Here is a 25,358-nt window from a genome sequence, read left to right on the forward strand (position 1 = left end):
GGCAGCGCGCCGCCCCTTGATTGCCGCTCGGGGATTTTCATGCGCCTTTTCCTGTTCTTCGTCGCGCTTGCGGCCTTTTTGACGCTGGCGGTCCAGTCCCATGCGCAAGACCTGCGCGAAGTGGTGACCCAGTATCGCGCCGAGATCGAGAAGCCCTCGCGCCAGTCCATTGGCCCGGTGATCGAACAGATCGCGGCCACCGGCCCGCAGGGTGCGGCGCTGTTGCAGGCATGGGGCGACCGTGCGCTGGGGCTGCGCAAAAGCGACGGGCTCATGGTTATTGTCGGCGAAAGCGACAGCCAGACCGATGCCGTGACCGGGGCGGAACTGCCGACCGAAGACGTGACCATGCTGCGGCCCAATTCCGGCGTGCGCGGGCTGATCGCGGCGGCTTTGGCCGGAAACGCGCTGTCCGATCCCGACCGGGCGCGCCGGGCGCAGGCGCTGGATGCGCTGGCGCGGCGCGGGGATGCCAGCCAGCTTGCTCTGCTGCGCGATGCGCTGGACGATCCCGACCCCGGCCTTGCCGCCCGCAAGGCGCGGCTAGAGCGGTTGCTGACCATCCAGCACGACCCCGATCCTGCCGCACGTATCGCGGCCATCGAAAGTTTCGGCGGCGATACCGGCCTTGATTTCCGCGCCAGTCTGAACCCCATCCTTGCGACGCGCCGCGTGGCGCTGGAAACCGTGCCGGCTGACGCCAATATCGCGGCTGAGCTGACACCGGGCGGCGCGATGTCGCGCGCGGATGCCTATGCCATGCTGGTCGCGGCGGATCTGGCCCCGGCGCAGATGACGCCACAGGCCGAACGCGCCGTGCTGGCGCAGCACATCAATCAGGGCATGGTCGGCGGTGTGCCGTTGGCGCAGCTGGGCCATGAGGATGCCCGCGACCGCGCATGGACTGCGCTGGAGCAGCAGGGACTTGTCCAGCCCGCCGCGAGTGAGGCCGAGGTCGATGCCGCATTGGCGCGTTTCCGGTTTCTGGACCTTTACGTCGAACCCAATGCCGATGTGACCGATGCCGCCCGCGCCGCCCTGCGCGGCACGCAGACGCGGATCGGTTTCATGCAAGCCGCCGATCTGTCGCTGGATGCGCTGTCGCTGGCCTCGATCTATTTCCTTGCGGCCATCGGCCTTGCCATCACCTTTGGCGTGATGCGCGTCATCAACATGGCGCATGGCGAATTCATCATGATGGGCGCCTATACCGGCTACGTGGTGCAGCAGTTCATCGCGAACCGCACGCTGTCACTGATCGTCGCGCTGCCCCTTGCGTTCATCGTAACCTTTGCCGCCGGCGTGGCGCTGGAACGGCTGGTGATCCGCCATCTGTATAAGCGCCCGCTTGAGACGCTGCTGGCCACTTTCGGCGTCAGCATCGCGCTGCAGCAATTGGCCAAGAACATCTTCGGCACGCAGGCCCGCCCGTTGACCGCGCCGGGCTGGCTGGATGGGGCGCTGACCTTTAACGACGTGGTGTCGATAAGCTATATCCGCATCGCGATCTTCGTCCTCGCGCTGGTGTTTCTGGCGCTGTATCTGGTCATTATGAACCGCACCCGGCTGGGGCTTGAGGTGCGGGCGGTGACCCAGAACCCCGGCATGGCGGCCAGCATGGGCATCAGCCCGGACCGCATGAACATGCTGACCTTCGGTCTTGGGTCCGGCATCGCGGGCATTGCGGGCGTGGCGATCGGGCTTTTCGCGCAGGTCACCTCGGAGATCGGCCAGCAATATATCGTGCAAAGCTTCATGACGGTGGTTGTCGGCGGCGTCGGCAATATCTGGGGCACGCTGGCGGGCGCGGCGCTGATCGGCTTCTTCCAGAAGGGGATCGAGTGGCTGAACCCCGCGAACACGCTGGCGGCGCAGACCTATATGATCCTGTTCATCATCATCTTCATCCAGTTCCGGCCACGCGGTATCATCGCCGCCAAGGGCCGCGCCGCCGTGGGGGCCTAAGACATGCGTAAACCCTTGGTGCTGCGCCACCCTTCGATCCTGATCTTTCTGGCAGTGCTGGCGGTGTTCACCGTGGCCGTCACCATCCTGTCGGCGGGCTATGGCACCGGCGTCATCTCGACCAGCATGGTCAAGACGCTGGGCAAGACGCTGTGCCTTGCGCTGGCCGCTGTCGCGATGGATCTGGTCTGGGGCTATGCGGGCATCCTGAGCCTTGGGCAAATGGCGTTCTTTGCGCTTGGCGGTTACATGATCGGCATGTGGCTGATGGTCGCCCGGACCGAAGGCATCGTCGCCGCCTCGCTGGCCAATATGCCCATCCCGCCCACGCAGGCCGAGATCACCCAAGCCACAGCCACCCAGATCTTTGGCGTCGTCGGCGCGGACAGCTTCCCCGCGATCTGGAGCTTTGCCGGATCGCTGCCCGCGCAACTGGCGCTGGTCGTGCTGGTGCCGGGACTGCTGGCGCTGGTGTTTGGCTGGCTGGCGTTCCGGTCGCGGGTGAACGGCGTCTATCTGTCGATCCTGACGCAGGCGATGACCTTGGCCTTGGCGCTGTATCTGTTCCAGAACGACAGCGGCCTGCGCGGCAATAACGGGCTGTCGGGCTTGCAAAACATCCCCGGCCTTGACGGCGTGGGTCAGGAAAAGCTCTCGGTCTGGTTCCTGTGGGCATCCGCCATCGCGCTTGGTCTGGGCTATCTGCTGATCGCATGGGTCGCATCCGGCAAATTCGGCAGCGTCACCCGCGCGATCCGCGATGATGAGGCGCGGGTGCGCTTTCTTGGCTATTCGGTCGAAGGCTACAAGCTGGTGGTCTTTACCCTTGCCGCCATCATCACCGCCGTCGCCGGGGCGCTGTATTACCCTCAGGCGGGCATCATCAACCCGGCGGAACTGGCGCCCATCGCCTCGATCTATCTGGCGGTGTGGGTGGCGATCGGCGGGCGTGGGCGGCTTTATGGCGCGGCGATTGGGGCGGTCTTCGTGTCGCTGCTGTCCAGCTGGTTCACCGGGGGCCGCGCCCCCGCCATCGACCTTGGGATCTATACCATCAACTGGGTCGATTGGTGGCAGGTGCTGTTGGGCCTGTCCTTCGTGCTTGTCACGCTGTTCGCCCCCAAGGGCATTGCAGGATTGATCCGTAAATGAGCGCGCTTCTGGAAGTCATCGGCATCTCGGTCAGCTTCGACGGGTTTCGGGCGATCAACAACCTGTCATTCGCCATCGCGGAACGCGAATTGCGCGCGATCATCGGCCCCAATGGCGCGGGCAAGACGACGTTCATGGACATCGTGACCGGCAAGACGCGCCCGAATGACGGGCAGGTGCTATGGGGCGAAAACTCACGCAGCCTGCTGAAGATGTCCGAGGCGCAGATTGCCCGCGCCGGCGTGGGCCGCAAATTCCAGCGCCCCACCGTGTTCGAGGATCAGTCCGTGGCCGAGAACCTGACCATGGCGCTGTCCGCCGCGCGGGGGCCGTTCGCTGTGCTGCGCTGGCGTCCTTCGGCTGACAGCGACGCGCGGGTCGCGGAACTGGCGGCCGAGGTGGGCTTGGGCGATCAACTGCCGCGCAAGGCGGGCGAACTGAGCCACGGCCAGAAGCAATGGCTGGAAATCGGGATGCTGCTGGCGCAGGATCCGCGGCTTTTGCTGGTCGATGAACCGGCGGCGGGCATGACGCTGGCCGAACGCGAACAGACCACGACCCTGCTGCGCAGGCTTGCCGAAAAGCACGCGGTCGTTGTGGTGGAACACGACATGGATTTCGTGCGTCGGCTGGATTGCAAGGTGACGGTGCTGCACGAAGGATCGGTGCTGGCCGAGGGCAGCTTGGATCACGTCACCGCCAATCCGCAAGTGATCGAAGTCTATCTGGGGAGGGGCTGATGCTGGAAGCCACCGGAATCACGCTGCATTACGGCCAAAGCCAGATCCTGCACGGTATCGACCTGATCGCCAAGCCGGGGCAGGTCACCTGCGTCATGGGCAATAACGGCGTCGGCAAGACGAGCTTGCTCAAGGTGCTGTCGGGCAGTCATCCCCGCTCGGGCGGGACATTGCGCCTGAATGGCGAGGATCTGGGCCGTGTCACGCCGCAGATGCTGGCCGCGCGGGGCGTGGGCTATGTGCCGCAGGGGCGGATGATCTTTCCGCTGCTGACCGTGCGCGAAAATCTGGAAACCGGGCTGTCGGTCCTGCCGCCCCGAGAACGCCGCGTCCCCGAGGAAATCTATGACCATTTCCCCGTGCTGGGCGAAATGGGGCATCGGCGCGGCGGCGATCTGTCGGGCGGTCAGCAGCAGCAATTGGCGATTGCGCGGGCGCTGATCATGCGTCCCAAGGTGCTGCTGCTGGACGAACCGACCGAGGGCATCCAGCCCAACATCATCCAGCAGATCGGGCGCGTCATCCGGGGCCTGCGCGAACGGGGCGACATGGCCATCGTGCTGGTCGAACAATTCTTCGACTTCGCCTATGATCTGGGCGACCGCTTCCTGATGCTGGAACGCGGGCGGGCGGTGGTGCAGGGCACCCGCAGCGAGGTTCCGCGCGAGATGCTCAAGTCGCGGCTGGCGGGGCTGGGCGCAGCGGCCTGAGATGCTATCCTTGGGCCTCCTAGCGGAGGATTCGACATGACCGACGAAACGCCCAATGATCTGGTTCTGGAACGGGTGCTGAATGCGCCGCGCGCCGCCATCTGGCGCTGCTGGACCGAACCCGCGCTGCTGGAACAGTGGTTCTGCCCCAAGCCCTGGTCCGTGTCGGATGCGCGGATCGACCTGCGACCGGGTGGCGAATTCTTCACCGTGATGAACGGCCCCGGCGGTGAGCGGTTCGAGAATATCGGCGTATTTCTGGACATCGTGCCGGGTGAAAAGCTGGTCTTCACCGATGCGTTCGTGCCGGGTTGGCGGCCCAACGGCAAGCCCTTCATGGCGGCCAGCGTGATCCTGTCGGATACGGATGACGGGCGCACCGACTATGTGGCGCGGGCGATGCACTGGAACGCCGAAACCAAGGCCGAGCATGAGGCGATGGGCTTCCACCAGGGCTGGGGTGCTGCGGCGGACCAGCTTGAGGCGCTGGCAAAGACCTTGTGACCGCCAAACGGAAATGTCCCGCGCCGGAACCGCGCGGGACATGAACGGCAGCCGATCCTGACGTTTCCGGCCTGTTCGCCATAGCTGATCAGCTTGCGATCAACGCAATCCGACCGGCCTTACAGCTTGGCGCTGGATGCGCATGGTCAAGCGTTTCGGATGGTTCTGCGCGGTAACGCCAAAGGGGGGCCACGACCATCAGCCGACGGGCGTTCAGTGCCCGCCCGACAGTTTCATCGTGATGATCCCCGACACGATCAGCAACGCCGCGATGATACGCATGGGCGTCACCGCCTCGCCCAGAAATGCGATGCCGATGACAAAGGCGCCGACCGCGCCGATGCCGGTCCAGATGGTATAGGCGGTGCCCAGCGGCAGCGTCTTCATGGCGACGGAAAGCAGCGCAAAACTGGCGATCATCGCGACGATGGTGATGACCGAGGGGGCAAGCAGTGTGAAGCCCGCCGATTTCTTCATGAAGAACGCCCAGACGATTTCCAGCAATCCGGCGATAAGAAGATAGACCCAAGCCATAGCCTGACCTTTCAAGAAAAGATCGGGCCGTCCCGCGTGATTACCATGATGGTGAGGTCGTCCTCGGGTGCTGATATGGGCCGGGCGCGGGGTGGTGGCAAGGGCACGGGGCACGGATGCGTCGTGAATGGTTGCGCTGGGGCAACCATCGGGGCCGCATGAAAAAGCCCCGGACCGATTGGCCGGGGCTTGCAGGGACGGGAGCGGTGGCCTTAGGCCACCAGATCCCCGAAATCGCGGAACACCTGTTCATAGACCGCACGCTTGAAGGGCACGATGCCCGCGACCAGATCGCTTGCACGCATCCATTGCCAGCGGTCGAATTCCGGGTGCTCGGTTTCGATCTTCACATCGCCATCCGCGCCAAGAAAGCGCAGGGCCAGCCATTTCTGCTGCTGCCCGCCAAAGCGCCCCTTCCAGACCTTGCCCAAAAGTTCGGGCGGCAGGTCATAGGTCACCCAATCAGGCGATTCGCCGATGATTTCGACCAGATCGGGCGTGACGCCGGTTTCCTCGACCAGCTCGCGCAGGGCGGCTTCACGGGGCGTCTCACCCGAATCGATGCCGCCTTGGGGCATTTGCCAGGCGTGGCCGGGATTGTCGATGCGCTGGCCCGCAAAGACCAGCCCGTCGCCATTGATCAGCACCACACCCGCGCAGGGGCGATAGGGCAGCCCCGAGGGGCCAAGCAACTGCTCGGTCATTGCTGTTCGGCGCCCTGACCCTGCGTTGCCGCATCCTCGCCGGTGACGGCGGGCTTGGCGCTGTCGGGAACGGCATCGGCCTGGAAGTTCACCGCCGACAGACCTTTCAGAATATCGACCGCATAGGCCAGCTGATAATCTTCGTCGCGCAGCTTGGCGGTGGCTTCGACCTGCTTGGCCTCGTCCTCGATCTGCTTGCGTTCATCATCGCTGATCGAATCGTTGTTCAAGGCGCCCCGCAGATCGGCTTCCGAGTTCAGGAACTTGGAATCCGTGCGCGGTTTGTCGGCGTCCTCGTCGGTCGGCTTGGCGGCGGGCTGTTCCACGATGATGTCGGGCTGGATGCCCAGCGACTGGATCGAGCGCCCCGAGGGCGTGTAGTAACGCGCCGTCGTCAGACGGATGGCGCTGTCCGAGGTGACGGGCATGACCGTCTGGACCGAGCCTTTGCCGAACGACTTGGTGCCCACGACGATGGCGCGGCGATGATCCTGCAGCGCGCCGGTCACGATCTCGGACGCGCTGGCCGAACCGCCGTTGATCAGCACGACCATGGGCTTGCCTTGTGCCAGATCGCCCAGCTTGGCGTTCCAACGCTCGGATTCCTCGGGCTTGCGGCCACGTGTCGAAACGATCTCGCCTTTCTCAAGGAAGGCGTCCGACACCTCGATGGCCTGGTTCAGCAGGCCGCCGGGGTTGTTGCGCAGGTCCAGCACAAAGCCGTTCACCTTGTCGATGCCGCCCGCATCCTTGACGCCCTTTTCCAGCTCGGATTGCAGCGTGGACATGGTTTCGTCGTTAAACGTCGAAACGCGCAGCACGACGGCATGGCCTTCGATCCGGGTCTTGACGACGGTCAGCTTGATCGTGTCGCGGGTGATCGTCAGATCGAACGGTTCCTGTTCGCCTTCGCGCAGGATGGTGATCTTGATTTCCGAACCGACCGGCCCGCGCATCTTTTCGACGGCTTCGTCAAGGTTCAGCCCCATCAACGATTCGCCGTTCACATGCGTGATGAAGTCACCCGGCTTGACGCCCGCTTCGGCGGCAGGCGTGTCGTCGATGGGCGAGATGACCTTGACCAGCCCGTCTTCCTGCCCGACCTCGATCCCCAGGCCGCCAAAGCTGCCGCGGGTCTGGGTCTGCATGTCTTCGTAATCGCGCGCCGACAGGAACGAGCTGTGCGGATCAAGCGAGGTCAGCATCCCGTTGATCGCGGCCTCGATCAGCTTCTTGTCATCGACTTGTTCGACATAATCCGAACGAACACGTTCGAACACGTTGCCGAACAAATCCAGCTGTTCATAGACCGAAGCGTTCTTGCCGGTTTCCTGTGCGACCAGCGGACCTGCGAATTGCGTGGCGACGACGGCGCCCGCCAGAGTGCCGATCGCGCCGGCCAGAAGGTAATGTTTCATTCGGTTCCGTCCTGCCCGGTTGCGTTTTGGCCTTGGCTGTCATCGCCCATGATGGGATTCATCACGAACCACTCGGCCGGGTCCAGTGTTTCCTTGCCTTTTCGGAGTTCAACATACAGTGTTTCCGTCTGTCCAGCACTGACACCCGCAGCGGCGTCCGCCACGAATTCTGCACCGAATTCCTGTGCAGGCGCTTCGGTTCCGCCCATGAGGCCAAGGGGTTCGCCTGCGGCCAGCACGTCGCCCGTCTCTCCGAAGACCTGCGAAAGACCGGCAAAGATCATCAGATAGCCGCGGGCCGGTTCGATGATCATCACATTGCCGTAATCCAGCAGCGGGCCGCGATAGCGGATCGTGGCGGGCCAGGGCGTCGTGACCAGCGCGGCGGGGCCGGTCGCGATGACCCAGCCCGGACGCGACACGCCCGCCGCATCGGGTTCGCCATAGCGGCGCAGCACCGTGCCAAGTGCGGGCAGCGGCAGTGATCCCTGCGCGCCTTCGAAATCGGCCATCGGCGCGCCGACATCGGTTTCCATGCTGGAAATACCCGATGCAAAGCTGTCCAGCGTATCGGCGGATTGGACCAATTGGCGCAATTCCTCGGGGTCTTCGCCAAAGCGGGTGGGCAGGTTCGACCGGTCGGTGACCGCCGATGCCAGCAGCCGCCGCGCCTCTTGCACCTGTCCCAGACCCTGCGCCAGCGTGTTCGCGGCATTCAGCTGGATGGTGCGGACCGTGCGGATCTCCTCAAGGCTTTTCTGCATCTCGACCGCTTCGGCCTGCAGGCCCGGCGCGACCGAAGAAAGGACCATGCCCGCACGCGCCGAGGCTTCCGGCCCCGAGGGATGCAGCAGCAGCATCGTTTCCGGCGAACGCTGCATCGAGGTCATCACGCCCAGCACCCGGCCCAGCTTGTCGCGGCGGGCGTCGAAATCGGCTCGGATCTCTTGTTCGCGGATGCCCGCGCGGCGCAGACCGTCGCGCAGGGCCGACAGACCCTGTTCATAGGCGCGGATCATTTCGGTCAGCGAGCGGACCTGATCGTCCTTGGTCAGCGCGTCGTCAAGCTGGCCGGTCGCCATGCGCAATTGTTCGGCAGCCTCGGCGGCCTCTTGCGCGGCCTGGCTCAGCGGTTCGGGCGTGTCGGCTTGCTGCGCCGAGGTGGCGGGCGCGGCCAACGCAAGGCTGGCCAACAGGGCTGGCAGGAGCAGGCGGGATTTCATGCGCGGGCGATCAGGGAATGGCCGGTCATTTCGGGCGGCAGTTCCAGCCCCATCAGGTCCAGAACGGTCGGCGCGACATCGGCCAGACGCCCGCTTTCGACGCGCCCGCCCGCAGGCCCGCCATAGATGATGACCGGAACCGGGTTCACCGTATGGGCGGTGTGCGGACCGCCGCTTTCGGGGTCGATCATGGTTTCGCAATTGCCGTGATCGGCGATGATGACCGCCGCGCCGCCTGCCGCGTCCAGCGCATCCAGCATCAGGCCCAGCCCCCGATCCACCGCCTCGCAGGCGCGCGCCGCCGCAGACAGGCTGCCGGTATGGCCCACCATGTCGGGATTGGCATAGTTCACGACGATCAGGTCGTAGCCTGCGCCAATCGCCTCGACCAGCTTGGCGCTGACTTCGGCGGCGGCCATTTCGGGCGCAAGGTCATAGGTCGCGACCTTGGGGCTTTGCGGCATGAAGCGGTCTTCGCCCGGTTCGGGCGTTTCCTTGCCGCCGTTCAGGAAGAAGGTGACATGGGGATATTTCTCGGTCTCGGCCAGACGGAACTGGCGCAGGCCCTTGGCGGCGACCCATGCGCCCAGCGTGTTTTCCACCTGACGCTTGGGGTAGGCGGCGGTCATGTATTCGTCGTGGCTGGCCGAGTAATCGACCATGCCCAGCAGCGCCGCCCATTCGGGCCGCTTGCCCGCGTCAAAGGCGTCAAAGCCCGGCTGCCCCAGTGCCGCCAGAATCTCGCGCGCGCGGTCGGCGCGGAAGTTCAGGCAGAAAAAGCCGTCGCCATTACGCGCCCCCGCATAGTCGCCGATCACCGTGGGCTGGATGAATTCGTCGGTTTCCTCGCGCGCATAGGCATCGACCACGGCCTGATCGGCGGCGGGGCAGGTCAGCCCCTCGGCACGGGTCATCGCGGCAAAGGCGCGGCTGACACGTTCCCAGCGGTTGTCGCGGTCCATCGCGTAATAACGCCCGATCACCGTGCCGATGGTCGCGCCTGCGGGCAGATTGCCTTGCAGTTCGGTCATGAAGCCCTGCGCCGATTTCGGCGGCACGTCGCGGCCATCGGTGATCGCGTGGATCACCACCGGCACGCCTTTGTCGGCCACTGCGCGGGCGGCTGCGATGACGTGCTGGATATGGCCGTGCACCCCGCCATCCGACACCACGCCCATCAGATGCGCCGTGCCCTTGCTGGCCTGCAGCTTGCGGACGAATTCGCCAAGCCCGGTATTTTCGTAGAAACTGCCATCCTCGATCGCCAGATCGATCTGGCCCAGATCCATCGCGACCACGCGGCCTGCGCCGATATTGGTATGGCCCACCTCGGAATTGCCCATCTGGCCCTTGGGCAGGCCCACATCGGGACCGAAGGTGATCAGCGTGCCATGCGGGCAGGTTGACATCAGGCGGTCGAAATTCGGGGTCTGCGCCTGATCCGGTGCGCTTTGTTCAGGACGGGTCGAAATGCCCCAGCCATCAAGGATGCACAGGACGACGGGTTTCGGATGGGTCATTTGCGCCTCATTGCCGGGTCGGGATGCTTCTACGACCCCAAGGCGCAAGGGGCAAGTTCGGCCGAAGCGGTGCCGGGCTTGTGAAGCGGGCTTTCGCGTTGACCGGGGCTTGTGGCGGCCCTATGCCTTTTTGCACTGCAACCGGGGGCTGCATGATGACCACCCAGACGCCAAAGCCGCGCGCCGTCCTGCATTTCGGCCCGCCCAAGACGGCGACCTCGGCGCTGCAGGCGTGGTGTCATGTCAATCGCTGCGTGCTGGCGCGTCACGGCCTGCATTACGGCACGGTGGACACTCCGCATGATCCCAAGCACCAATGGGTGATGCGCGCGCTGCGTCAGGGCGATTTTGCGCGCCTTCAGGCCGAGATCGCGGCCTTTCACGATAGCCCGGCCCATACGCTGATACTGTCTTGCGAAGGCGTCATGGTGCACCGCGCGACCGTGCCCGCCGCGCATTGGCAGGCGTTTCGCCAGATCATGGAAGGCATCGACAGCACGCTGTTCATGGTCGGTCGCGACCCCGAAAGCTGGCTGGCCTCGTTGTGGAAACAGCGCATCATCAACCCGATCCGTCCGGGTGAGCGGTTGAAGGTCATGACGCCGCAGGCTTTTGCGCGTCTGGCGGGGGTGCAGGCGATGCTGGACCTGCCGCGTCTGGCAACGGTGATGCAGCAGGAAACCGGGGCGGGGCGCACGGTATTTTCCCGGTTGCCCACGATGCTTGACGATTTCCGCGCCGTGCTGCGCCTGCCCCCCGAGGCCGAGACGCAGGACCTGCCCCGCGCGAATGAGGCGCTGCCCGACAGTTTCATCGACGTCTATCTGCGTGTGGCCGAAGCCGCGCCGGACGTGCCCTTGGTGCGGATGGCTTTCTTTGGGCTGTTCGTCGCGGCGCATCCGACGAATAACGTGGTCCTGTCGAATGTCGCGCGCCGGTTTCAGACCTGCCCCGAGGATCAGCGCAGGGCGGCCTTGGACATGCTGCTTGTCGTGCTGGACGGGATCACGTTCACCGAACCCGCAGATGCGGCATTGGCGCAGGACATGCGCCAGGCCGCATTGGCGCGGGCTTAAGCCCCGGCCTCTGCCGCGATTTCCGCGCGGGATTTGCGGCCACGCTCGGTCGCGGATTTCAGCTGGCCACAGGCGGCCATGATGTCTTCGCCGCGCGGGGTGCGGATGGGCGAGGCGTAGCCTGCCTTGTGAACGATGTCGGCGAAGGCGTGGATGCGGTTGTTGCTGGAGCGTTTATAGGCAACGCCCGGCCATTCGTTGAAGGGAATCAGGTTGATCTTGGCGGGGATGCCGCGGATCAGCTCGACCAGGCGATGCGCGTCTTCGTCGCTGTCATTGACGCCTGCCAGCATGACATATTCGAAGGTGATGCGTTCGCTGTTGGTCAGGCGGGGATAGTCGCGCAGCGCGGCCAGCAGCGTTTCGATGTTCCAGCGCTTGTTGATCGGCACCAACTGGTTGCGCACCTCGTCGGTGGTCGCGTGGAAGCTGACGGCCAGCAGGCAGCCGATTTCCTGCGCGGTGCGGGCGATTTCGGGCACGACGCCGCTGGTGGACAGCGTGATGCGGCGACGCGACAGGCTAAGGCCTTCGTTGTCCATGACGACCTTCATGGCGTCGCGCACGTTTTCGAAATTATACAGCGGCTCGCCCATGCCCATCAGCACGATATTGCTGACCAGCCGGGTTTCATCCTTGGGCGCGCCCTGGACGGGCCATTCGCCCAGATCGTCGCGGGCCACCATGACCTGACCGACGATCTCGCCGGGGGTCAGGTTGCGGACCAGCTTCTGCGTGCCAGTGTGGCAGAACGAACAGGTCAGCGTGCAGCCCACCTGGCTGGAAATGCACAGCGTGCCGCGATTTTCCTCGGGGATGTAGACGGTTTCGACCTCATGCCCGCCCGCGATGCGCAGCAGATATTTGCGGGTGCCGTCCTCGCTGACCTGACGGGTCACGATCTCGGGCAGCGAGATTTCGAAATGCTGGGCCAGAAAGGCGCGGTAATCCTTGGCCAGATTGGTCATCTGCGCAAAGTCGCGCACGCCCCAGTGATAGACCCATTGCCAGATCTGGCCCACGCGCATCTTGGCCTGCTTTTCGGGCGTTCCCGCCGTGATCAGGGCATCGCGAAGCTGATCGCGGGTCAGGCCCACGATGTTTTTCAGCGCCCCATCGGGCAGCTTGCGCGGAATGGTCAATACGTCTTGCGTGATCGGGGCGTTCATGGCTGGGCGGGGTCCGGGCGGAGGGGGAAGCCGACTATATAGGGCAAACGGGCGAAAAAGAAAACAGGGGCGCAAGCCCCTGTCCCTGTGTTTTCCGCGAATGTGACCCTTTTTGGGTCTTATTTGCAGGCGGCCTGCGCCTGATTGGTCATGGCGGTGATGCCCGACAGGCTGAACGTGTCCTTGGTCACGGTGCCACGGGCCGAACGCCCGGTGATCACGACCGAAGAACCCGCGCGCAGCGCCGAGACCAGTTTGCCATCTTCCGAAGGCGATCCGGTCCATGCGCTTTCGCCGTCGGTGAACAGCTTGAACATCTGGCCGCCGACATTGACGTCAACCGCCGAGTCGGGTGCAAACGGATAGCCGCCCGAGAACGACACTTCGCCCGAGCCGCCCGAGCGATAGGCGACGTAAAGGCGGATGTCGCCACGCGCCACCTCGCGCGGGTTTCCGCTGCTGTCGGTGTTCTGGGTGGATTTCGGCGCGGAAACGGCCCAGCATTCTTTCGGGCTTGTCGCCGAGAACGCGGTCCAGTCGCCCTCGGATCCGATGACGTTGGTCGAATCCTGCGCAAAGGCGGGCGCAGAAAAAGCAACTGCGATTGCGGTGGCTGCCGCCGCCACGCGCGGCGTGGATTTCAACATGCTCTGGCCTCCTGCCATGGTCCGGTTTATCCGGGCTTGTTGCCGATGACGGTGGTATTTTCAACCATCTGTCATCAGGATAATTCGAAAACCAAGGCGTGAAAAACCCCCGTTGTTGGAAAATCGCGCGATTGTCAGAGGAAAATCACCCATGACAGCGGCTAGACTGATCGAATTGTGGCGCGGCGACCTGCTGGAAAGCGAACATCTGGGGCATGCGGTCGTTGCCGATGCGAACGGTATCGTCGAGGCTTGGGGCAATCCCGGCGTGGTGATCTTTCCGCGTTCGTCCTGCAAGATGGTTCAGGCGCTGCCGCTGGTCGAAAGCGGCGCGGCAGATGCCGCAGGGCTGGGAACCGAGCAATTGGCACTGGCCTGCGCAAGCCATAGTGGGGCGCAGATCCACACGTCTCGCGTTGGGGCCTGGCTGTCGGATATGGGCATGTCGGAAAGCGATCTGCGCTGCGGCAGCCATATGCCAAGGGATCACGATGCCAAGAAACACCTGTGCTGCTCCGATACCGCACCGTGTCAGATTCACAACAACTGCTCGGGAAAACATGCGGGCTTTCTGACCCTGAACCGTCACCTGCGCGGCGGTCCCGAATATGTCGAGATCGACCACCCCGTGCAGCGTGCCGTCCGCGATGCGTTCGAGGAGGTGACGGACGAAGTATCGGCGGGCTGGGGCGTCGATGGCTGTTCTGCCCCGAATTTCGCCTGTTCCGTTGCAGGGCTGGCACGCGCCATGGCCGGTTTCGCCAATCCCGGCGCAGGCGCGCGTGGCGATGCGCAGCGCCGTCTGGTCGGCGCGATGACCGCGCATCCCGAACTGGTCGCAGGCGAGGGGCGTGCCTGCACTGGACTGATGCGCGCCATGGGTGGCAAGGTCGCGGTCAAGACCGGGGCCGAAGCGGTGTTCGTGGGCATCGCGCCCGAGCAGGGCCTTGGTTTTGCACTGAAGATCGTAGATGGCGGCACGCGAGGCTCGGAAGCGGCGGTCACGGCTTTGTTGCTGCATCTGGGGCTGCTGTCGCCCGATGCGCCGATCGTGCGTCGTCTGCTGACCGGCCAACAGACCAACTGGCGGGGACGGGTCACGGGCGAATTGCGCCGCGCACCGGGCTTTCCGACCTGATGCACGCATTGCGTGCATTACTGGGCGGATTTCCGCCACCGCGTGAATTCCGGCAACCAAAGATTGCCGCTAAACGAGGTTTCGTCGTCCTGTAGTTGCGAATCTGGCATAGTTGAAACGCACTAAATGCGTTTATCCATTTTCAGGAGAGCTTTCATGCCGACGCTACCTTTTCAGGAATATCTTGACCTTGAAGCCGCGACATTGCGCGAAGCGGCTGACGTGCTGGCTGCACAAATTGATCGTGTGTCCAGCCTGAACCGCCTTTACGGCACGATGGACAACGATGTGCTGACCGCCAAGGGCCGTCCCGATGGCATCTTCGGGCTTGGCGGCGATGACCAGTTGCGCGGCGGATCGGCGCTGGACCTGCTGGTCGGCGGGTCGGGCAATGACAGCCTGTGGGGTGGCGGCGGTGCCGATTATCTGGCAGGCGATTTCGACGACGACAAGCTTTGGGGTCAGGCCGGCCATGACTTCATCGATGGCGGCTTTGGCAATGACACGGCCTTTGGCGGGTTGGGCGATGACAGCCTTTACGGGTTCGGTGGCAATGACAGCCTTGTCGGCGAAGGCGGGCAGGATTTTCTGTATGGCGGCTATGGCAACGACATCCTGCGCGGCAGCGACGGGCGCGATACCCTGCAGGGCAGTTTCGGCGACGATCTGCTGGATGGTGGCCTGGGCAATGACAGTATGTCCGGCGGCTGGGGCAAAGACACCTTCATCTTCAACGGCGGCGCGGATGTGATCGATGATTTCGAGACGGGGATCGGCGCGAACGGCCGCCCCTCGGGCTTCGCGGCCGAGGTGATCCGCATCGCCATCGACGGCATCGACAGCTTCGAGGACGTGATGTCCCACGCCCGTCAGGTCGGTGACGACACGCGGATCAGCTTTGGCGGCGGCAACTCGATCCTGCTGGAAGATGTGCAGATGTCGCAGCTTGGCAGTTCGATGTTCGAATTCTTCTGACGCTTGCGCGGCTGGTCACAGCATCTGCCAGATCAGCCGCAACGCCAGCGCCGTCGAGGTGATGACCAGAAGCGGCTTGATGACCCGCGCGCCGATCCGCATGGCAAGGCGCGCGCCCAATGTGGCCCCCGCGATCTGCGCCGCGGCCATGGCAAGGCCCAGCAGCCAAAGCGGCTTGCCCACAAAGGCGAATGCGACCAGCCCGCCCAGATTGGACGCGAAGTTCAACAGCTTGGTATGCGCGGTGGCTTTCAGGATGCCATAGCCCGCCAGCATGACCCAGCCCAGCATCAGGAACGCCCCCGTGCCCGGCCCAAGCAGCCCGTCATAGAAGGCGATGGCGGGCACGAATGTCGCGGTGAACACGACCGGAGAGATGCGCCGCGTCCGGTCCATGTCGTTCAGCCCCGGTTTCAGCGCGAAGAATACTGCTATCCCGATCAGGACGACCGGCAGGACATAGCGCAGCAGGTCCGTCGGCAAGGCCGCGACGCACATCGCGCCCAGCAGTCCGCCCGCGAATGCGACTGCCGCCGCACCCTTTTGCTGGCGCAGATCGACCAGCCCGCTGCGCGCATAGGAAATCGCGGCGGTGCCTGCGCCGAAGACGCCCTGCACCTTGTTGGTGGCCAGAGCCTGCGCCGGGGGCAGACCCGCCAGCATCAGGGCGGGGACTGTGATCAGCCCGCCTCCGCCCGCGATGGCGTCGACAAAGCCCGCCGCAAAGGCAGCGGCAATCAGCATCAGGATGATGTCAAGCGATAGGTCCAGCATGGGCGGCCTATTGGTCCCGCTGGGCCGGATTGTAAAGGCAGCGCCGGGTTGCGTCTGCCGCATGGGTATTTGTGGAACTAAGAAGTCACAGGCGAGGCGCGCGGTCGGCGGGCCTTGGGCGGGAGGAGATCAGCCGCGTGGGTGGGCGGCGCGATAGACGGCCAGCAGGTGCGCATCATCGACGCCGGTATAGACCTGGGTGGTCGAAAGGCTGGAATGGCCCAGCAATTCCTGAATGGTGCGCAGATCGCCGCCCGCCGCCAGCAGGTGGGTCGCGAAGGAGTGGCGCAACGCATGTGGGGTGGCCGTGGGCGGAAGCCCCAGCGACTGGCGGATTCGGCGCATTGCACCGGCAAGGACCGAGGCGTTCAGCCGTTGGCCGCGCGCGCCGCGAAACAGCGGCGCGTCCTTTTCCAGCGGATAGGGTGAGAGGCGCAGATATTCGGCGATGGCATCGCGGGCGACGGGCAGCACCGGAACCTGTCGTTCCTTGGCCCCCTTGCCGCGGATAATCAGTGCGTCGCGGAACGGCCAGTCGGTGCCGTTCAGCTGCAGCGCCTCGGATATGCGCAGGCCGCAGCCGTAAAGCAGGGTCAGCACGGCGGTGTCGCGGGCGGCGATCCATGCCTCGGGATGCGATTCGGCGGCAAGGTCCAGCAGGTTCTGTGCCTGATCCACGGCCAGCGGGCGGGGCAGCGAGCGGGTGAAGCGGGGGCTGCGCGCGGCCAGCGCCTTGGAGGCGTCGAAGCCGTGATGGTCCGACATCCAGCGGATGAAGCTGCGCACCGCCGACATGCGCCGCGCCAACGAGCGGGCCGAAAAGCCGCGCCCTCGTTCGGCCGCCGCAAAGGCGCGCATGTCCGATTGCGTGAGCGTGCCCAGCGTGCCGGGCAGGGCGGGCGTGCCGTGGTAGCCGCCGAGAAAGGCCAGAAAGGACAGCAGATCCGCCTGATAGGCCCGGATCGTGTTGTCCGAGCGGTCGCGTGTTGCGCGTTCGCTGTCCAGAAAGCGTGCAAGCTGGTCGGCCATGGCCGGGGCAAGGGCAAGCGGAGCCGGCCTTTGCGTCATTCCCTGAGCCACGAGATCAGCGCAAGCCGAAACGCCTGACCAAAGAAACGCAGCAGATCGGTGCCATGCGCGGGCGAAAAGCGCCCGGTATCGCCCGACCCCATCAGCAGCAGCGCCGGGAACCGACCGGGGCCAAGGTCGATGGGCAAAAGCGCCTCGGACTTGATGGGCGCGCGGGCATCGCCGTGCAGGGGCAGGGTTTCGCGGGCAGCGGGGCGCAGAATGATGTCATCGCCGCGGGGCGTGCGCCGTCCGCCAAGGATCAGTTCGGCCACGGTTCCGGTGCCCACGATGCTGAGCGAGCCGGACATCTCGGCCTTTTGTTCGGCGCCGGATTCCATGATCAGCCGCAGCGTTTCGACCTTGAGGATCGGGGCCACGTTGATTTCGAGGTTTTCAAGAAATCCCTCGAAATCCATCGGCTCCAGCAGGGACAGCACCGCACGGTGGATGGTGTGCATCCCCGACTGGTTGTCATAGGCCGCCGAGATTACCGATTCATGCGCCGATTCCAGACGGTCCAGCCGCGTTTCCAAAGCCTGCATGGCCCGGCCGCGAATATCGATGACGTTCGCGCCCAGATCGGCGTCGCGCGCGCCGATCAGCGCGCGCATCAGGTCCCGGTCGCCCAGGATCAGTTCGGGCCGCGCGAGCAGGCGCGCGCGCATTTCCTCGGTCAGATCCTGGGGCTGTTCGGGGGCCGTGTCGCCGCTCATCAGCCGATCTTCTGGCCGGTCTTGGCCCAGTCGGCGTCGAACTGCGCCAGACCTTTGTCGGTCAGGACGTGGTTGACCATGCCCTTGATAACGGCGGGGGGGGCGGTGATGACATCGGCACCAACGCGGGCCGCGTCGGTGATGTGGTTCACCGAACGGATCGAGGCGGCGAGGATTTCCGTCTCGAAGCTGTAATTGTCATAGATGGTGCGGATGTCTTCGATCAGTTGCATCCCGTCCAGGTTGATGTCGTCCAGACGCCCGATGAAGGGGCTGATGAAGGTCGCGCCCGCTTTCGCGGCCAACAGCGCCTGCGCCGCGCTGAAGCACAGCGTGACGTTGACCATGTGGCCTTCGCCCGACAGCACCTTGCAGGCTTTCAGGCCGTCCCAGGTCAGCGGCACCTTGACGGTGATATTCGGGGCGATCTTGGCAAGGTGCTTGCCTTCGCGGATCATGTCGTCGGCATTGGCGGCGACGACTTCGGCGCTGACCGGGCCGGACACGATGTCGCAGATTTCCTTGGTGACTTCGATGATGTCGCGGCCCGATTTCAGGATCAGCGACGGGTTGGTGGTGACACCATCCACCATGCCCAGTTCGTTCAGCTCGCGGATGGCGGCGACATCGGCGGTATCGACAAAGAATTTCATGCGGGGGAACCCTTGCTTGCGGCTTTGCCCGAGGGTTTAGCGCATAACAGCCCGCGCGTGAAGGGCGGGGCTGTGGGTTGCGGGCAGGTTCGCCCGCGTGGCAGGATCGCCCCCGGAAAAGGAAATGTCATGGCCGGACCGGATTTCATCGAATTGCTGCCCGCGATCCTTGCGGCGCCCGTGGTGCTGTTCAACCTGCCGCTGGCATTGATCCTGATCGCCTAGCCATGTCTCGGGTGCTGTTCTTTCCCCATGGCGCGCGCATCGCCGTGCTGACGCAGGAAGTGGTCGGCGTCCTTGACTATCTTGCCCCCGAAGGCGGGGTGCGGCTGGGCCAGCTTGTGGTCGTGCCTTTGGGGCCGCGCCGCGTCATGGGCGCCGTCTGGGGCGAGGGGATGGGTGATTTCGACATGGCCAAGCTGCGCCCCGTCGCGCGGCTGATCGACGCGCCCCCCCTGTCGCCCGAAATGATCGAGTTTCTTGAGCGGATGGCAGAATATACGCTGACGCCGCTGCCCTCGATGCTGCGGATGGCGACGCGCGCGCCGGATCTGGATCAGCCGCCATCGGCGCGGCGCATCATCCACCGCGCAGGGCCGCCGCCCGAACGGATGACAGATGCCCGCTCCGCCGTTCTGCGGGTGATCGACGATCACGGCGGGGCGGGGTTCGCACCCGGCGAACTGGCGCAGCTTGCGGGCGTCACCAGCAGCGTCGTCCAGGGACTGGTCAAGGCGGGCACATTGGCCGAGGTGCTAGCGCCCCGCGATGTGCCCTATCCGAAGCTGGACCCCGATCTGCCCGGAAAGCCCCTTGCCCCCGACCAGTCCGAGGCGGCCGAGCAGTTGCGCGCGGCGCTGCGCAGCCGCCGTTACGGCACCACGCTTTTGCGGGGCGTCACCGGGTCGGGCAAGACCGAGGTCTATCTGGAGGCCGTGGCGGAATGCCTGCGCCAAGGCCGTCAGGCGCTGGTGCTGTTGCCGGAAATCGCGCTGTCCTCGGAATTCCTGAACCGGGTCGAGGCGCGGTTTGGCGCCCAGCCCGGCGAATGGCATTCCGGCATCACCCGCAGCGAACGCCGCAGGCTGTGGATGATGGCGGCCACGCATAATGTCGGCATGGTGGTGGGCGCGCGGTCTGCACTGTTCCTGCCCTTTGCCGATCTGGGCCTGATCGTCGTCGATGAGGAACATGACGGCAGCTACAAGCAGGAGGACGTGGTCTATTACAGCGCCCGCGACATGGCGGTGCTGCGGGCCAGCATCGCGGGGGCGCAGGTGGTGCTGGCCTCGGCCACGCCCTCGGTCGAAAGCTGGGTGAATGCGGGGGCGGGGAAATATGCCCGCGTCGATCTGCGGTCGCGCTATGGCACGGCGGAACTGCCCGAGATGGGCACGATTGATCTGCGCGAGGCCGATATGGAAAAGGGGCGCTGGATCAGCCCGCGCCTTGCCGCCGAGATACGGGCACGTCAGGCCAAGGGTGAACAGTCGCTGCTGTTTCTGAACCGGCGCGGCTATGCACCCATCACCGCCTGCCGCGCCTGCGGCCAGCAGGTCGGCTGCGACGATTGCGATGCGCGGATGGTGGAACATCGCTTTCAGAACCGCCTTGTGTGCCACCAATGCGGCGCGACGAAGCCGATCCCGGTCGCCTGTCCCGCCTGCGGGGTCGAAGGCAAGATGGTCGCCGTGGGTCCGGGGGTCGAGCGGCTGGCTGAGGAGGTTGCGGAACGCTTCCCGGATGCGCGGGCCAGCGTGCTTTCCTCGGACCTGTTCGGCAGCGCCCGTGCGCTGAAGGAAGCGATTGCCGAAATCGGCGCGGGCGAGACGGACATCATCATCGGCACGCAGCTTGTGGCCAAGGGGCACAATTTCCCGCGTCTGACGCTGGTGGGGGTGATTGACGCCGATCTTGGCCTGCAAGGCGCGGACCTGCGCGCGGCGGAACGCAGTTTTCAGCTGATGCGGCAGGTCGCGGGCCGTGCGGGGCGCGAAGGCGGCGGGGCGCGGGGTGTCGCGCTGCTGCAGACGCATCAGCCCGATCATCCGGTGATCCGCGCTATCCTGTCAGGCCGTGACGAAGAATTCTGGGATGCCGAGGCCGCGTCGCGCCAATCCGCCGGTATGCCGCCATATGGTCGCTTGGCGGGCATCATCCTGTCCCACCCGGATCAGCCCGTGGTCGAGGATTACGCCCGCGTTCTGGCGCAGCGCAGCGATCCCCTGCGCGCCATCGGGGCCGAGCTTTGGGGGCCTGCGCCCGCACCGATTGCCCGCATCCGGGGGCGGGCGCGCGTCAGGATGCTGATCCGCGCGCCGCGCCAGGCACCTGTGCAGGCGGCGATCCGCGACTGGCTGGCGATTGCACCCAAGGCCCCCACCAATCTGCGTTTGTCGGTCGATATCGACCCACAGAGCTTTTTCTGATGGCTGAGCAGTTGCAGGTCCGACCTGCGGAATCTGCCGGTTGAACTGGTGCTTACGATCCTGGCGCTTGCGGGAAAGGTAACCCCGAACCCCCTGACAACAACAAACCAGACACTTGCTGACAACGACCGAAGAACGCTAAACAGCCGCAAGCGACAAGATCGCATACGATATAAAATGAACGCCCAGCCCTGTCAACGGGCGCGATATAGTCGCGTGCGGCATAAAGGGGCGGTCAGCGCCATTGCGATATATCCGGTGATGTGTAGTGCTTGCGATTTAATCGCGGGCGATGTAATTTCGCTGTCATGAAACATGACATCTCGAAGCCGGAACCGGATACCGCGCGCGGTCTGGATACGCAGCTTTGCTTTGCGACCTATGCCGCGGGGCTGGCTTTCAACCGGGTCTATCGTCATCAGCTTGAACCGCTGGGGCTGACCTTTCCGCAATATATCACCATGGTCTCGCTTTGGACCAAGGACGGGGTGACGACCGGCACCTTGGGCGAGGAAGTGGCGCTGGAAACCAATACGCTGACGCCGATGCTGAAGCGGATGGAGGCGATGGGCCTGCTGGAACGTCGTCGCGACACGGCCGACGAGCGCCGCGTGCTGGTCTATCTGACCAAGGCGGGACGTTCCTTGCAGCCCAAAGCTGATGAGATCATGCGCTGCGTGGCCGAAGCTGCAGGCTTCCCGATGGAGGAGTTGATGCGTTTGACCACGCAGATGCAGCGGCTGCGGCAGAACCTGATGGATTACGCTGACCGCAACGCGCCCTGTGGTCCTTAGACCCTAAAGCTCGTGACGCTCCAGAAAGTCGTCCAGCACCTGTGCCAGCCGGTCGGCCCACAGGGCTTGGCCCTCCTCGTTCTCGATCAGGTCGTTGCGAATCTCGATCAGGACGTTGGGGCGGCCTTTCGCCAAGGCATGGCGATCGATGGAATCGCCCTCCAGATGCCCGGAATAAGGTTCGTTGTCGCCGGTGATCCAGCCCATCTCGCGGCACTCGCGGATCAGGGCGGGGCCGACCCGTTCATCAACATGTGAATACAGCACGCCGACCGACCACGGGCGGCGCGGCCTGCCGCGAAGCTGGCGGGTAAAGCTGTGGATGGCGCAGATCGCGCGGCGCGGATGGGCGTCGGCCAACTGGTCATAGGCGTCGTGATAGGGGCGATAAAGCCTGTCCAGCCGCCGCTCACGCTCGGCGCTGTCGGCATGGCGGTTCGCGGGAATGACCGTGCCGTCATAGATGCGCATCAGCAGGGTCGGGTCATCCTCGCCGCGGTTCGGATCGATCACAAGCCGCGAGAAATCCGAAAGGATTGCGGGGGCGTCCAGCCGCTCGGCCAGCTTGCGCGTCAGTCCCGCCGCCCCCACGTCATAGGCGATGTGGCGGGCCATATCCTCGGGGGCGATGCCAAGATCGCCGCCGTTGATCCAGTCAGGCACGCGATTCGTCGCATGGTCGCAGGTGACAAGCCAACGCGAGGGGCGATCCGGGCCGATTGTGGTAAAAGCTGATGCCGTCATGTTTCTTTGCCTTGCATGAGGCATTGAATACTGCAAGGCCGAGGGGCGACGCCAGTTGCCGCACGCTTGGCAAAACGTCTATACAGCGCATGCTAGCGCAAACAGCTATGGGAGAGTTCGGATGAGACGGCATCGCAAGGTCAAGATCGTGGCAACCCTCGGGCCGTCATCCAGCGATTTCGCGACCATCCGCGCGCTGTTCGAGGCGGGTGCCGACGTGTTCCGCCTGAACATGAGCCACGGCACCCATGACGAACAACGTGCGCGCTACGACATCATCCGCCGCATCGAAGCCGAATCGGGTCGCCCGATCGCGGTTCTGGCCGACCTGCAAGGCCCCAAGCTGCGCGTCGGTGCCTTTGCCGCGGGTCCGCATGATCTGCAAATCGGTCAGGCATTCCGCTTTGATCTGGACGACACGTCGGGCACCGAAAGCCGCGTCCAACTGCCCCATCCCGAGATTTTCGCGGCGCTTGAGCAGGGCGCCGAATTGTTGGTCAACGACGGCAAGATCCGCCTGCGTGTCGAAAGCTGCGGTGCCGATTTCGCGGATTGCGTTGTGACTGCCGGAGGGCCGATCTCGAACCGCAAGGGCGTGAACGTGCCGGACGTGGTGCTGCCTCTGGCCGCGCTGTCCGATAAGGACCGCGACGATCTGGAATTCGCCTGCCAATTGGGCGTGGACTGGCTGGCCCTGTCCTTTGTCCAGCGGGCCGAGGACGTGATCGAGGCACGCGAACTTGCCAAGGGCCGCGCCGCCATTCTTTCCAAGATCGAAAAGCCCGCCGCCGTGCGCGCCTTTGGCGAAATCCTCAAGGTCTCGGACGGGATCATGGTCGCACGGGGCGATCTGGGGGTCGAACTGCCGGTGCATTCGGTGCCGCCGATCCAGAAGCGCCTGACCCGAGCCTGCCGCGCCGCCGCAAAGCCGGTGATCGTCGCAACGCAGATGCTGGAATCGATGATCGAAAGCCCGATGCCGACCCGCGCCGAGGTGTCAGACGTGGCCACCGCCATCTATGAAGGCGTGGACGCGATCATGCTGTCGGCCGAAAGCGCCGCCGGTGCCTATCCGGTCGAGGCGGTTTCGACCATGGATAACGTCGCGCGTTCGGTCGAATCGGACCCGACCTATCTGGAGATCATCGAAAGCTCGCGCGTGGCCAAGCGCCAGACCGTGGCCGATGCAATTGTCGCAGCCGCCCGCGAAATCGCCGAAACCACCGATATTTCCGCGATCTGCGCCTATACCTCGTCAGGCACCACGGTTAGCCTGACGGCGCGCGAACGTCCCCGCGTGCCGATCATCGCCCTGACCTCGGAGACCGAGACGTTGCGCAGGTTGTGCCTGACCTGGGGCACGCATTGCGTGCTGACGCCCGAGCTTGAGCGTTTCAAGCAGGCTGTGGTCAACGCAGCCAAGGCTGCGCGCGATTTCGGCTTTGCCAATGAGACGAACCAGATCGTCGTCATGGCGGGCGTGCCTTTCAATCAAGCCGGCACGACCAACATCCTGCGCATCGCGCCCTGCGACGAACGCTTGATCTATCGCACCGATCCAGAATAAGCCGCTGGACCAGCAGGATACGCCAATAAGGGGTTTCGGATGATCGACCTTCTGTTGCTGGCCGGTATCGCGCTTTGCGCGATCTCGGTCATCATGGCCATCGTTTCGGTGGCCCGGACCGAAGCGCCGCGGGGTGCGGCGCTTGCGCTGGTGCTGGGCATCGTCGCGCTGTTTGCGACGACATTGCTGGATCAGCGCCCGCTGGGTCTGGAAAGCGTCACCCAGTCGTGGCAGCGACTGATCGGCGGCGAAAGCTTCGGCGCGGACACCAGCGTTACCGCACCGCCCGCAGTCGTGGGGCAGGGGACCGATGCGCCCGCAGCTTCCGAACCGGCGCCGCAGGCCGGGATGCAGGACGGCGAGCGGGAGCCCGCACCTCCGGGTGTCGAAGGACCGGCTGAATCGTCCGCGACCTCGCAATAACACTTGCCTTTCGTGGCGTGTCCGCTTAAAGGGCACGCTTCCACCCGCGCGGCCGGCCGATATGGCATTGCCGAGTCGTGCGTTCACTCTGACCGCAAGGAGAGTAAAATGCCGAAGATGAAGACCAAATCGGCCGCGAAAAAGCGGTTCTCGATGACGGCCTCGGGCAAAGTGAAAGCTGGCCCGGCTGGCAAGCGCCACGGCATGATCAAGCGCTCGACGAAATTCATCCGCGATGTGACCGGGACCATGATCCTGTCCGAGTCGGACGCGAAAATCGTCAAGAAATACATGCCCTATAACCGCTAAGGAGAACCGGACATGGCACGAGTCAAATCGGGTAAAGTCACCCACGCCCGCCACAAGAAGGTTCTTGACGCGGCAAAAGGCTATTACGGCAACCGTTCGCGCAACTTCCGCACCGCGACCCAAGCCGTCGACAAGGCGAACCAATACGCGACCCGCGACCGCAAGAACCGCAAGCGCAACTTCCGCGCGCTGTGGATCCAGCGGATCAACGCGGCTGTCCGTGCGGTTGATGCCGAAATGACCTATTCGCGCTTCATCGCGGCCTTGGCGAAAGCCGGGATCGAAGTGGACCGCAAGGTTCTGGCCGATCTGGCCGTTCACGAGCCGGAAGCTTTCGCTGCCGTCGTGGCACAGGCCAAAGCCGCCGCCTGATTTCAGGCGACAGGTTGGAATGATGAAACCCGCG

Annotated in this window: 26 protein-coding genes; 14 read left to right on the forward strand and 12 right to left on the reverse strand. The window is 64.5% G+C overall.

All coding sequences use genetic code 11. The features are described 5' to 3' along the window. Nucleotides 1-39: 39 nt before the first annotated feature. Genes urtB through FN835_RS11905 form a run of 5 tightly spaced genes read left to right on the forward strand, consistent with a single transcriptional unit; the run spans nt 40 to nt 5,071 of the window. On the forward strand, nt 40-1,965 hold the full coding sequence (gene urtB, locus FN835_RS11885) for an urea ABC transporter permease subunit UrtB (protein ID WP_142663445.1): 1,926 nt from the start codon (nt 40-42) through the stop codon (nt 1,963-1,965). Between the two features lie 3 nt (nt 1,966-1,968). Next, nucleotides 1,969-3,117, forward strand: coding sequence for an urea ABC transporter permease subunit UrtC (urtC, locus tag FN835_RS11890; protein WP_142663446.1), 1,149 nt, complete (start codon nt 1,969-1,971; stop codon nt 3,115-3,117). Further along, nucleotides 3,114-3,857 (forward strand): urea ABC transporter ATP-binding protein UrtD, encoded by a 744-nt coding sequence (gene urtD / locus FN835_RS11895; protein ID WP_142663447.1) that lies wholly within the window; start codon nt 3,114-3,116, stop codon nt 3,855-3,857. The genes urtC and urtD overlap by 4 nt, the downstream gene beginning before the upstream one ends. Next, the gene (gene urtE, locus FN835_RS11900) at nt 3,857-4,567 is read left to right on the forward strand and encodes an urea ABC transporter ATP-binding subunit UrtE (RefSeq protein WP_142663448.1); all 711 of its coding nucleotides are present in this window, start codon (nt 3,857-3,859) and stop codon (nt 4,565-4,567) included. Before urtD ends, urtE begins: the two co-directional genes overlap by 1 nt. Before the next feature lie 36 nt (nt 4,568-4,603). Further along, nucleotides 4,604-5,071, forward strand: a complete 468-nt coding sequence (locus tag FN835_RS11905) for an SRPBCC family protein (RefSeq protein WP_142663449.1) — start codon at nt 4,604-4,606, stop codon at nt 5,069-5,071. A 213-nt stretch (nt 5,072-5,284) separates the two neighbouring features. Here the strand turns inward: FN835_RS11905 and FN835_RS11910 are convergent, their stop codons facing one another. The 5 genes from FN835_RS11910 to gpmI form a co-directional block, all read right to left on the reverse strand. Then, complete coding sequence (locus tag FN835_RS11910) at nt 5,285-5,605, reverse strand: DMT family transporter (protein ID WP_142663450.1); 321 nt, start codon at nt 5,603-5,605, stop codon at nt 5,285-5,287. A gap of 212 nt (nt 5,606-5,817) precedes the next feature. Further along, the gene (locus FN835_RS11915; RefSeq protein WP_142663451.1) at nt 5,818-6,309 is read right to left on the reverse strand and encodes an RNA pyrophosphohydrolase; all 492 of its coding nucleotides are present in this window, start codon (nt 6,307-6,309) and stop codon (nt 5,818-5,820) included. Continuing rightward, complete coding sequence (locus FN835_RS11920; RefSeq protein WP_142663452.1) at nt 6,306-7,727, reverse strand: S41 family peptidase; 1,422 nt, start codon at nt 7,725-7,727, stop codon at nt 6,306-6,308. Before FN835_RS11920 ends, FN835_RS11915 begins: the two co-directional genes overlap by 4 nt. Continuing rightward, complete coding sequence (locus FN835_RS11925) at nt 7,724-8,950, reverse strand: murein hydrolase activator EnvC family protein (RefSeq protein ID WP_142663453.1); 1,227 nt, start codon at nt 8,948-8,950, stop codon at nt 7,724-7,726. Before FN835_RS11925 ends, FN835_RS11920 begins: the two co-directional genes overlap by 4 nt. Then, nucleotides 8,947-10,470 (reverse strand): 2,3-bisphosphoglycerate-independent phosphoglycerate mutase, encoded by a 1,524-nt coding sequence (gpmI, locus tag FN835_RS11930; protein WP_142663454.1) that lies wholly within the window; start codon nt 10,468-10,470, stop codon nt 8,947-8,949. Before gpmI ends, FN835_RS11925 begins: the two co-directional genes overlap by 4 nt. Nucleotides 10,471-10,625: 155 nt before the next feature. On the opposite strand from gpmI, the gene FN835_RS11935 reads away from it, so the two are divergent. After that, nucleotides 10,626-11,546, forward strand: a complete 921-nt coding sequence (locus tag FN835_RS11935) for a hypothetical protein (protein ID WP_142663455.1) — start codon at nt 10,626-10,628, stop codon at nt 11,544-11,546. Here FN835_RS11935 and rlmN read toward each other — a convergent pair. After that, on the reverse strand, nt 11,543-12,715 hold the full coding sequence (gene rlmN, locus FN835_RS11940) for a dual-specificity RNA methyltransferase RlmN (protein WP_142663456.1): 1,173 nt from the start codon (nt 12,713-12,715) through the stop codon (nt 11,543-11,545). The genes FN835_RS11935 and rlmN overlap by 4 nt on opposite strands. 119 nt (nt 12,716-12,834) lie before the next feature. Next, nucleotides 12,835-13,362 carry an invasion associated locus B family protein gene (locus tag FN835_RS11945; protein WP_142663457.1) on the reverse strand — a complete coding sequence of 176 codons (528 nt, stop codon included), beginning with the start codon at nt 13,360-13,362 and terminating at the stop codon, nt 12,835-12,837. 151 nt (nt 13,363-13,513) lie between these two features. Between FN835_RS11945 and FN835_RS11950 the strand changes: the two genes are divergently transcribed. Further along, the gene (locus tag FN835_RS11950; protein ID WP_142663458.1) at nt 13,514-14,500 is read left to right on the forward strand and encodes an asparaginase; all 987 of its coding nucleotides are present in this window, start codon (nt 13,514-13,516) and stop codon (nt 14,498-14,500) included. Between the two features lie 156 nt (nt 14,501-14,656). Next, a complete protein-coding gene (locus tag FN835_RS11955; RefSeq protein WP_185958655.1) occupies nt 14,657-15,475 on the forward strand; it encodes a calcium-binding protein in 819 nt (272 codons plus the stop codon). 15 nt (nt 15,476-15,490) lie between these two features. Here FN835_RS11955 and FN835_RS11960 read toward each other — a convergent pair whose 3' ends face one another. From FN835_RS11960 to fsa, 4 genes are all read right to left on the reverse strand, one after another. Further along, a complete protein-coding gene (locus FN835_RS11960; RefSeq protein WP_142663460.1) occupies nt 15,491-16,249 on the reverse strand; it encodes a TSUP family transporter in 759 nt (252 codons plus the stop codon). Between the two features lie 129 nt (nt 16,250-16,378). Further along, on the reverse strand, nt 16,379-17,317 hold the full coding sequence (locus tag FN835_RS11965) for a tyrosine recombinase XerC (protein ID WP_142663461.1): 939 nt from the start codon (nt 17,315-17,317) through the stop codon (nt 16,379-16,381). Then, nucleotides 17,314-18,033 (reverse strand): DUF484 family protein, encoded by a 720-nt coding sequence (locus FN835_RS11970; RefSeq protein WP_142663462.1) that lies wholly within the window; start codon nt 18,031-18,033, stop codon nt 17,314-17,316. The genes FN835_RS11965 and FN835_RS11970 overlap by 4 nt, the downstream gene beginning before the upstream one ends. After that, complete coding sequence (fsa, locus tag FN835_RS11975) at nt 18,033-18,686, reverse strand: fructose-6-phosphate aldolase (protein ID WP_142663463.1); 654 nt, start codon at nt 18,684-18,686, stop codon at nt 18,033-18,035. Before fsa ends, FN835_RS11970 begins: the two co-directional genes overlap by 1 nt. Before the next feature lie 227 nt (nt 18,687-18,913). Between fsa and FN835_RS11980 the strand changes: the two genes are divergently transcribed. Both FN835_RS11980 and FN835_RS11985 read left to right on the forward strand, forming a co-directional pair. Further along, on the forward strand, nt 18,914-21,115 hold the full coding sequence (locus tag FN835_RS11980) for a primosomal protein N' (protein ID WP_142663464.1): 2,202 nt from the start codon (nt 18,914-18,916) through the stop codon (nt 21,113-21,115). A gap of 308 nt (nt 21,116-21,423) precedes the next feature. Further along, nucleotides 21,424-21,909 (forward strand): MarR family winged helix-turn-helix transcriptional regulator, encoded by a 486-nt coding sequence (locus FN835_RS11985; protein ID WP_142663465.1) that lies wholly within the window; start codon nt 21,424-21,426, stop codon nt 21,907-21,909. A gap of 3 nt (nt 21,910-21,912) precedes the next feature. Here FN835_RS11985 and FN835_RS11990 read toward each other — a convergent pair whose 3' ends face one another. Then, nucleotides 21,913-22,653, reverse strand: coding sequence for an N-formylglutamate amidohydrolase (locus FN835_RS11990; RefSeq protein ID WP_142663466.1), 741 nt, complete (start codon nt 22,651-22,653; stop codon nt 21,913-21,915). Nucleotides 22,654-22,774: 121 nt separating this feature from the next. On the opposite strand from FN835_RS11990, the gene pyk reads away from it, so the two are divergent. From pyk to rplT, 4 genes are all read left to right on the forward strand, one after another. Then, nucleotides 22,775-24,220 carry a pyruvate kinase gene (pyk, locus tag FN835_RS11995; RefSeq protein WP_142663467.1) on the forward strand — a complete coding sequence of 482 codons (1,446 nt, stop codon included), beginning with the start codon at nt 22,775-22,777 and terminating at the stop codon, nt 24,218-24,220. A gap of 39 nt (nt 24,221-24,259) precedes the next feature. Next, nucleotides 24,260-24,643 (forward strand): hypothetical protein, encoded by a 384-nt coding sequence (locus FN835_RS21240; RefSeq protein ID WP_185958656.1) that lies wholly within the window; start codon nt 24,260-24,262, stop codon nt 24,641-24,643. 108 nt (nt 24,644-24,751) lie between these two features. Next, complete coding sequence (gene rpmI, locus FN835_RS12005) at nt 24,752-24,952, forward strand: 50S ribosomal protein L35 (protein WP_114349997.1); 201 nt, start codon at nt 24,752-24,754, stop codon at nt 24,950-24,952. A 12-nt stretch (nt 24,953-24,964) separates the two neighbouring features. Next, complete coding sequence (gene rplT / locus FN835_RS12010; protein WP_142663468.1) at nt 24,965-25,324, forward strand: 50S ribosomal protein L20; 360 nt, start codon at nt 24,965-24,967, stop codon at nt 25,322-25,324. Nucleotides 25,325-25,358 lie beyond the last annotated feature (34 nt).

The sequence above is a fragment of the Paracoccus laeviglucosivorans genome (assembly GCF_900182695.1).
GTDB classification, from domain to species: Bacteria; Pseudomonadota; Alphaproteobacteria; order Rhodobacterales; family Rhodobacteraceae; genus Paracoccus; species Paracoccus laeviglucosivorans.

Excerpts from the sequence above, each read along its gene's own strand:
- gpmI (WP_142663454.1), bottom strand. The coding sequence starts at position 10,470 with ATGACCCATCCGAAACCCGTCGTCCTGTGCATCCTTGATGGCTGGGGC.
- FN835_RS11945 (WP_142663457.1), bottom strand. The coding sequence starts at position 13,362 with ATGTTGAAATCCACGCCGCGCGTGGCGGCGGCAGCCACCGCAATCGCA.
- FN835_RS11960 (WP_142663460.1), bottom strand. The coding sequence starts at position 16,249 with ATGCTGGACCTATCGCTTGACATCATCCTGATGCTGATTGCCGCTGCC.
- urtD (WP_142663447.1), top strand. The coding sequence starts at position 3,114 with ATGAGCGCGCTTCTGGAAGTCATCGGCATCTCGGTCAGCTTCGACGGG.
- FN835_RS11910 (WP_142663450.1), bottom strand. The coding sequence starts at position 5,605 with ATGGCTTGGGTCTATCTTCTTATCGCCGGATTGCTGGAAATCGTCTGG.
- FN835_RS11965 (WP_142663461.1), bottom strand. The coding sequence starts at position 17,317 with ATGACGCAAAGGCCGGCTCCGCTTGCCCTTGCCCCGGCCATGGCCGAC.
- FN835_RS21240 (WP_185958656.1), top strand. The coding sequence starts at position 24,260 with ATGATCGACCTTCTGTTGCTGGCCGGTATCGCGCTTTGCGCGATCTCG.
- urtC (WP_142663446.1), top strand. The coding sequence starts at position 1,969 with ATGCGTAAACCCTTGGTGCTGCGCCACCCTTCGATCCTGATCTTTCTG.
- FN835_RS11985 (WP_142663465.1), top strand. The coding sequence starts at position 21,424 with ATGAAACATGACATCTCGAAGCCGGAACCGGATACCGCGCGCGGTCTG.
- FN835_RS11955 (WP_185958655.1), top strand. The coding sequence starts at position 14,657 with ATGCCGACGCTACCTTTTCAGGAATATCTTGACCTTGAAGCCGCGACA.
- rplT (WP_142663468.1), top strand. The coding sequence starts at position 24,965 with ATGGCACGAGTCAAATCGGGTAAAGTCACCCACGCCCGCCACAAGAAG.
- FN835_RS11990 (WP_142663466.1), bottom strand. The coding sequence starts at position 22,653 with ATGACGGCATCAGCTTTTACCACAATCGGCCCGGATCGCCCCTCGCGT.
- rpmI (WP_114349997.1), top strand. The coding sequence starts at position 24,752 with ATGCCGAAGATGAAGACCAAATCGGCCGCGAAAAAGCGGTTCTCGATG.
- FN835_RS11950 (WP_142663458.1), top strand. The coding sequence starts at position 13,514 with ATGACAGCGGCTAGACTGATCGAATTGTGGCGCGGCGACCTGCTGGAA.
- urtB (WP_142663445.1), top strand. The coding sequence starts at position 40 with ATGCGCCTTTTCCTGTTCTTCGTCGCGCTTGCGGCCTTTTTGACGCTG.
- FN835_RS11925 (WP_142663453.1), bottom strand. The coding sequence starts at position 8,950 with ATGAAATCCCGCCTGCTCCTGCCAGCCCTGTTGGCCAGCCTTGCGTTG.
- FN835_RS11935 (WP_142663455.1), top strand. The coding sequence starts at position 10,626 with ATGACCACCCAGACGCCAAAGCCGCGCGCCGTCCTGCATTTCGGCCCG.
- FN835_RS11915 (WP_142663451.1), bottom strand. The coding sequence starts at position 6,309 with ATGACCGAGCAGTTGCTTGGCCCCTCGGGGCTGCCCTATCGCCCCTGC.
- FN835_RS11980 (WP_142663464.1), top strand. The coding sequence starts at position 18,914 with ATGTCTCGGGTGCTGTTCTTTCCCCATGGCGCGCGCATCGCCGTGCTG.
- FN835_RS11970 (WP_142663462.1), bottom strand. The coding sequence starts at position 18,033 with ATGAGCGGCGACACGGCCCCCGAACAGCCCCAGGATCTGACCGAGGAA.
- fsa (WP_142663463.1), bottom strand. The coding sequence starts at position 18,686 with ATGAAATTCTTTGTCGATACCGCCGATGTCGCCGCCATCCGCGAGCTG.
- pyk (WP_142663467.1), top strand. The coding sequence starts at position 22,775 with ATGAGACGGCATCGCAAGGTCAAGATCGTGGCAACCCTCGGGCCGTCA.
- rlmN (WP_142663456.1), bottom strand. The coding sequence starts at position 12,715 with ATGAACGCCCCGATCACGCAAGACGTATTGACCATTCCGCGCAAGCTG.
- urtE (WP_142663448.1), top strand. The coding sequence starts at position 3,857 with ATGCTGGAAGCCACCGGAATCACGCTGCATTACGGCCAAAGCCAGATC.
- FN835_RS11905 (WP_142663449.1), top strand. The coding sequence starts at position 4,604 with ATGACCGACGAAACGCCCAATGATCTGGTTCTGGAACGGGTGCTGAAT.
- FN835_RS11920 (WP_142663452.1), bottom strand. The coding sequence starts at position 7,727 with ATGAAACATTACCTTCTGGCCGGCGCGATCGGCACTCTGGCGGGCGCC.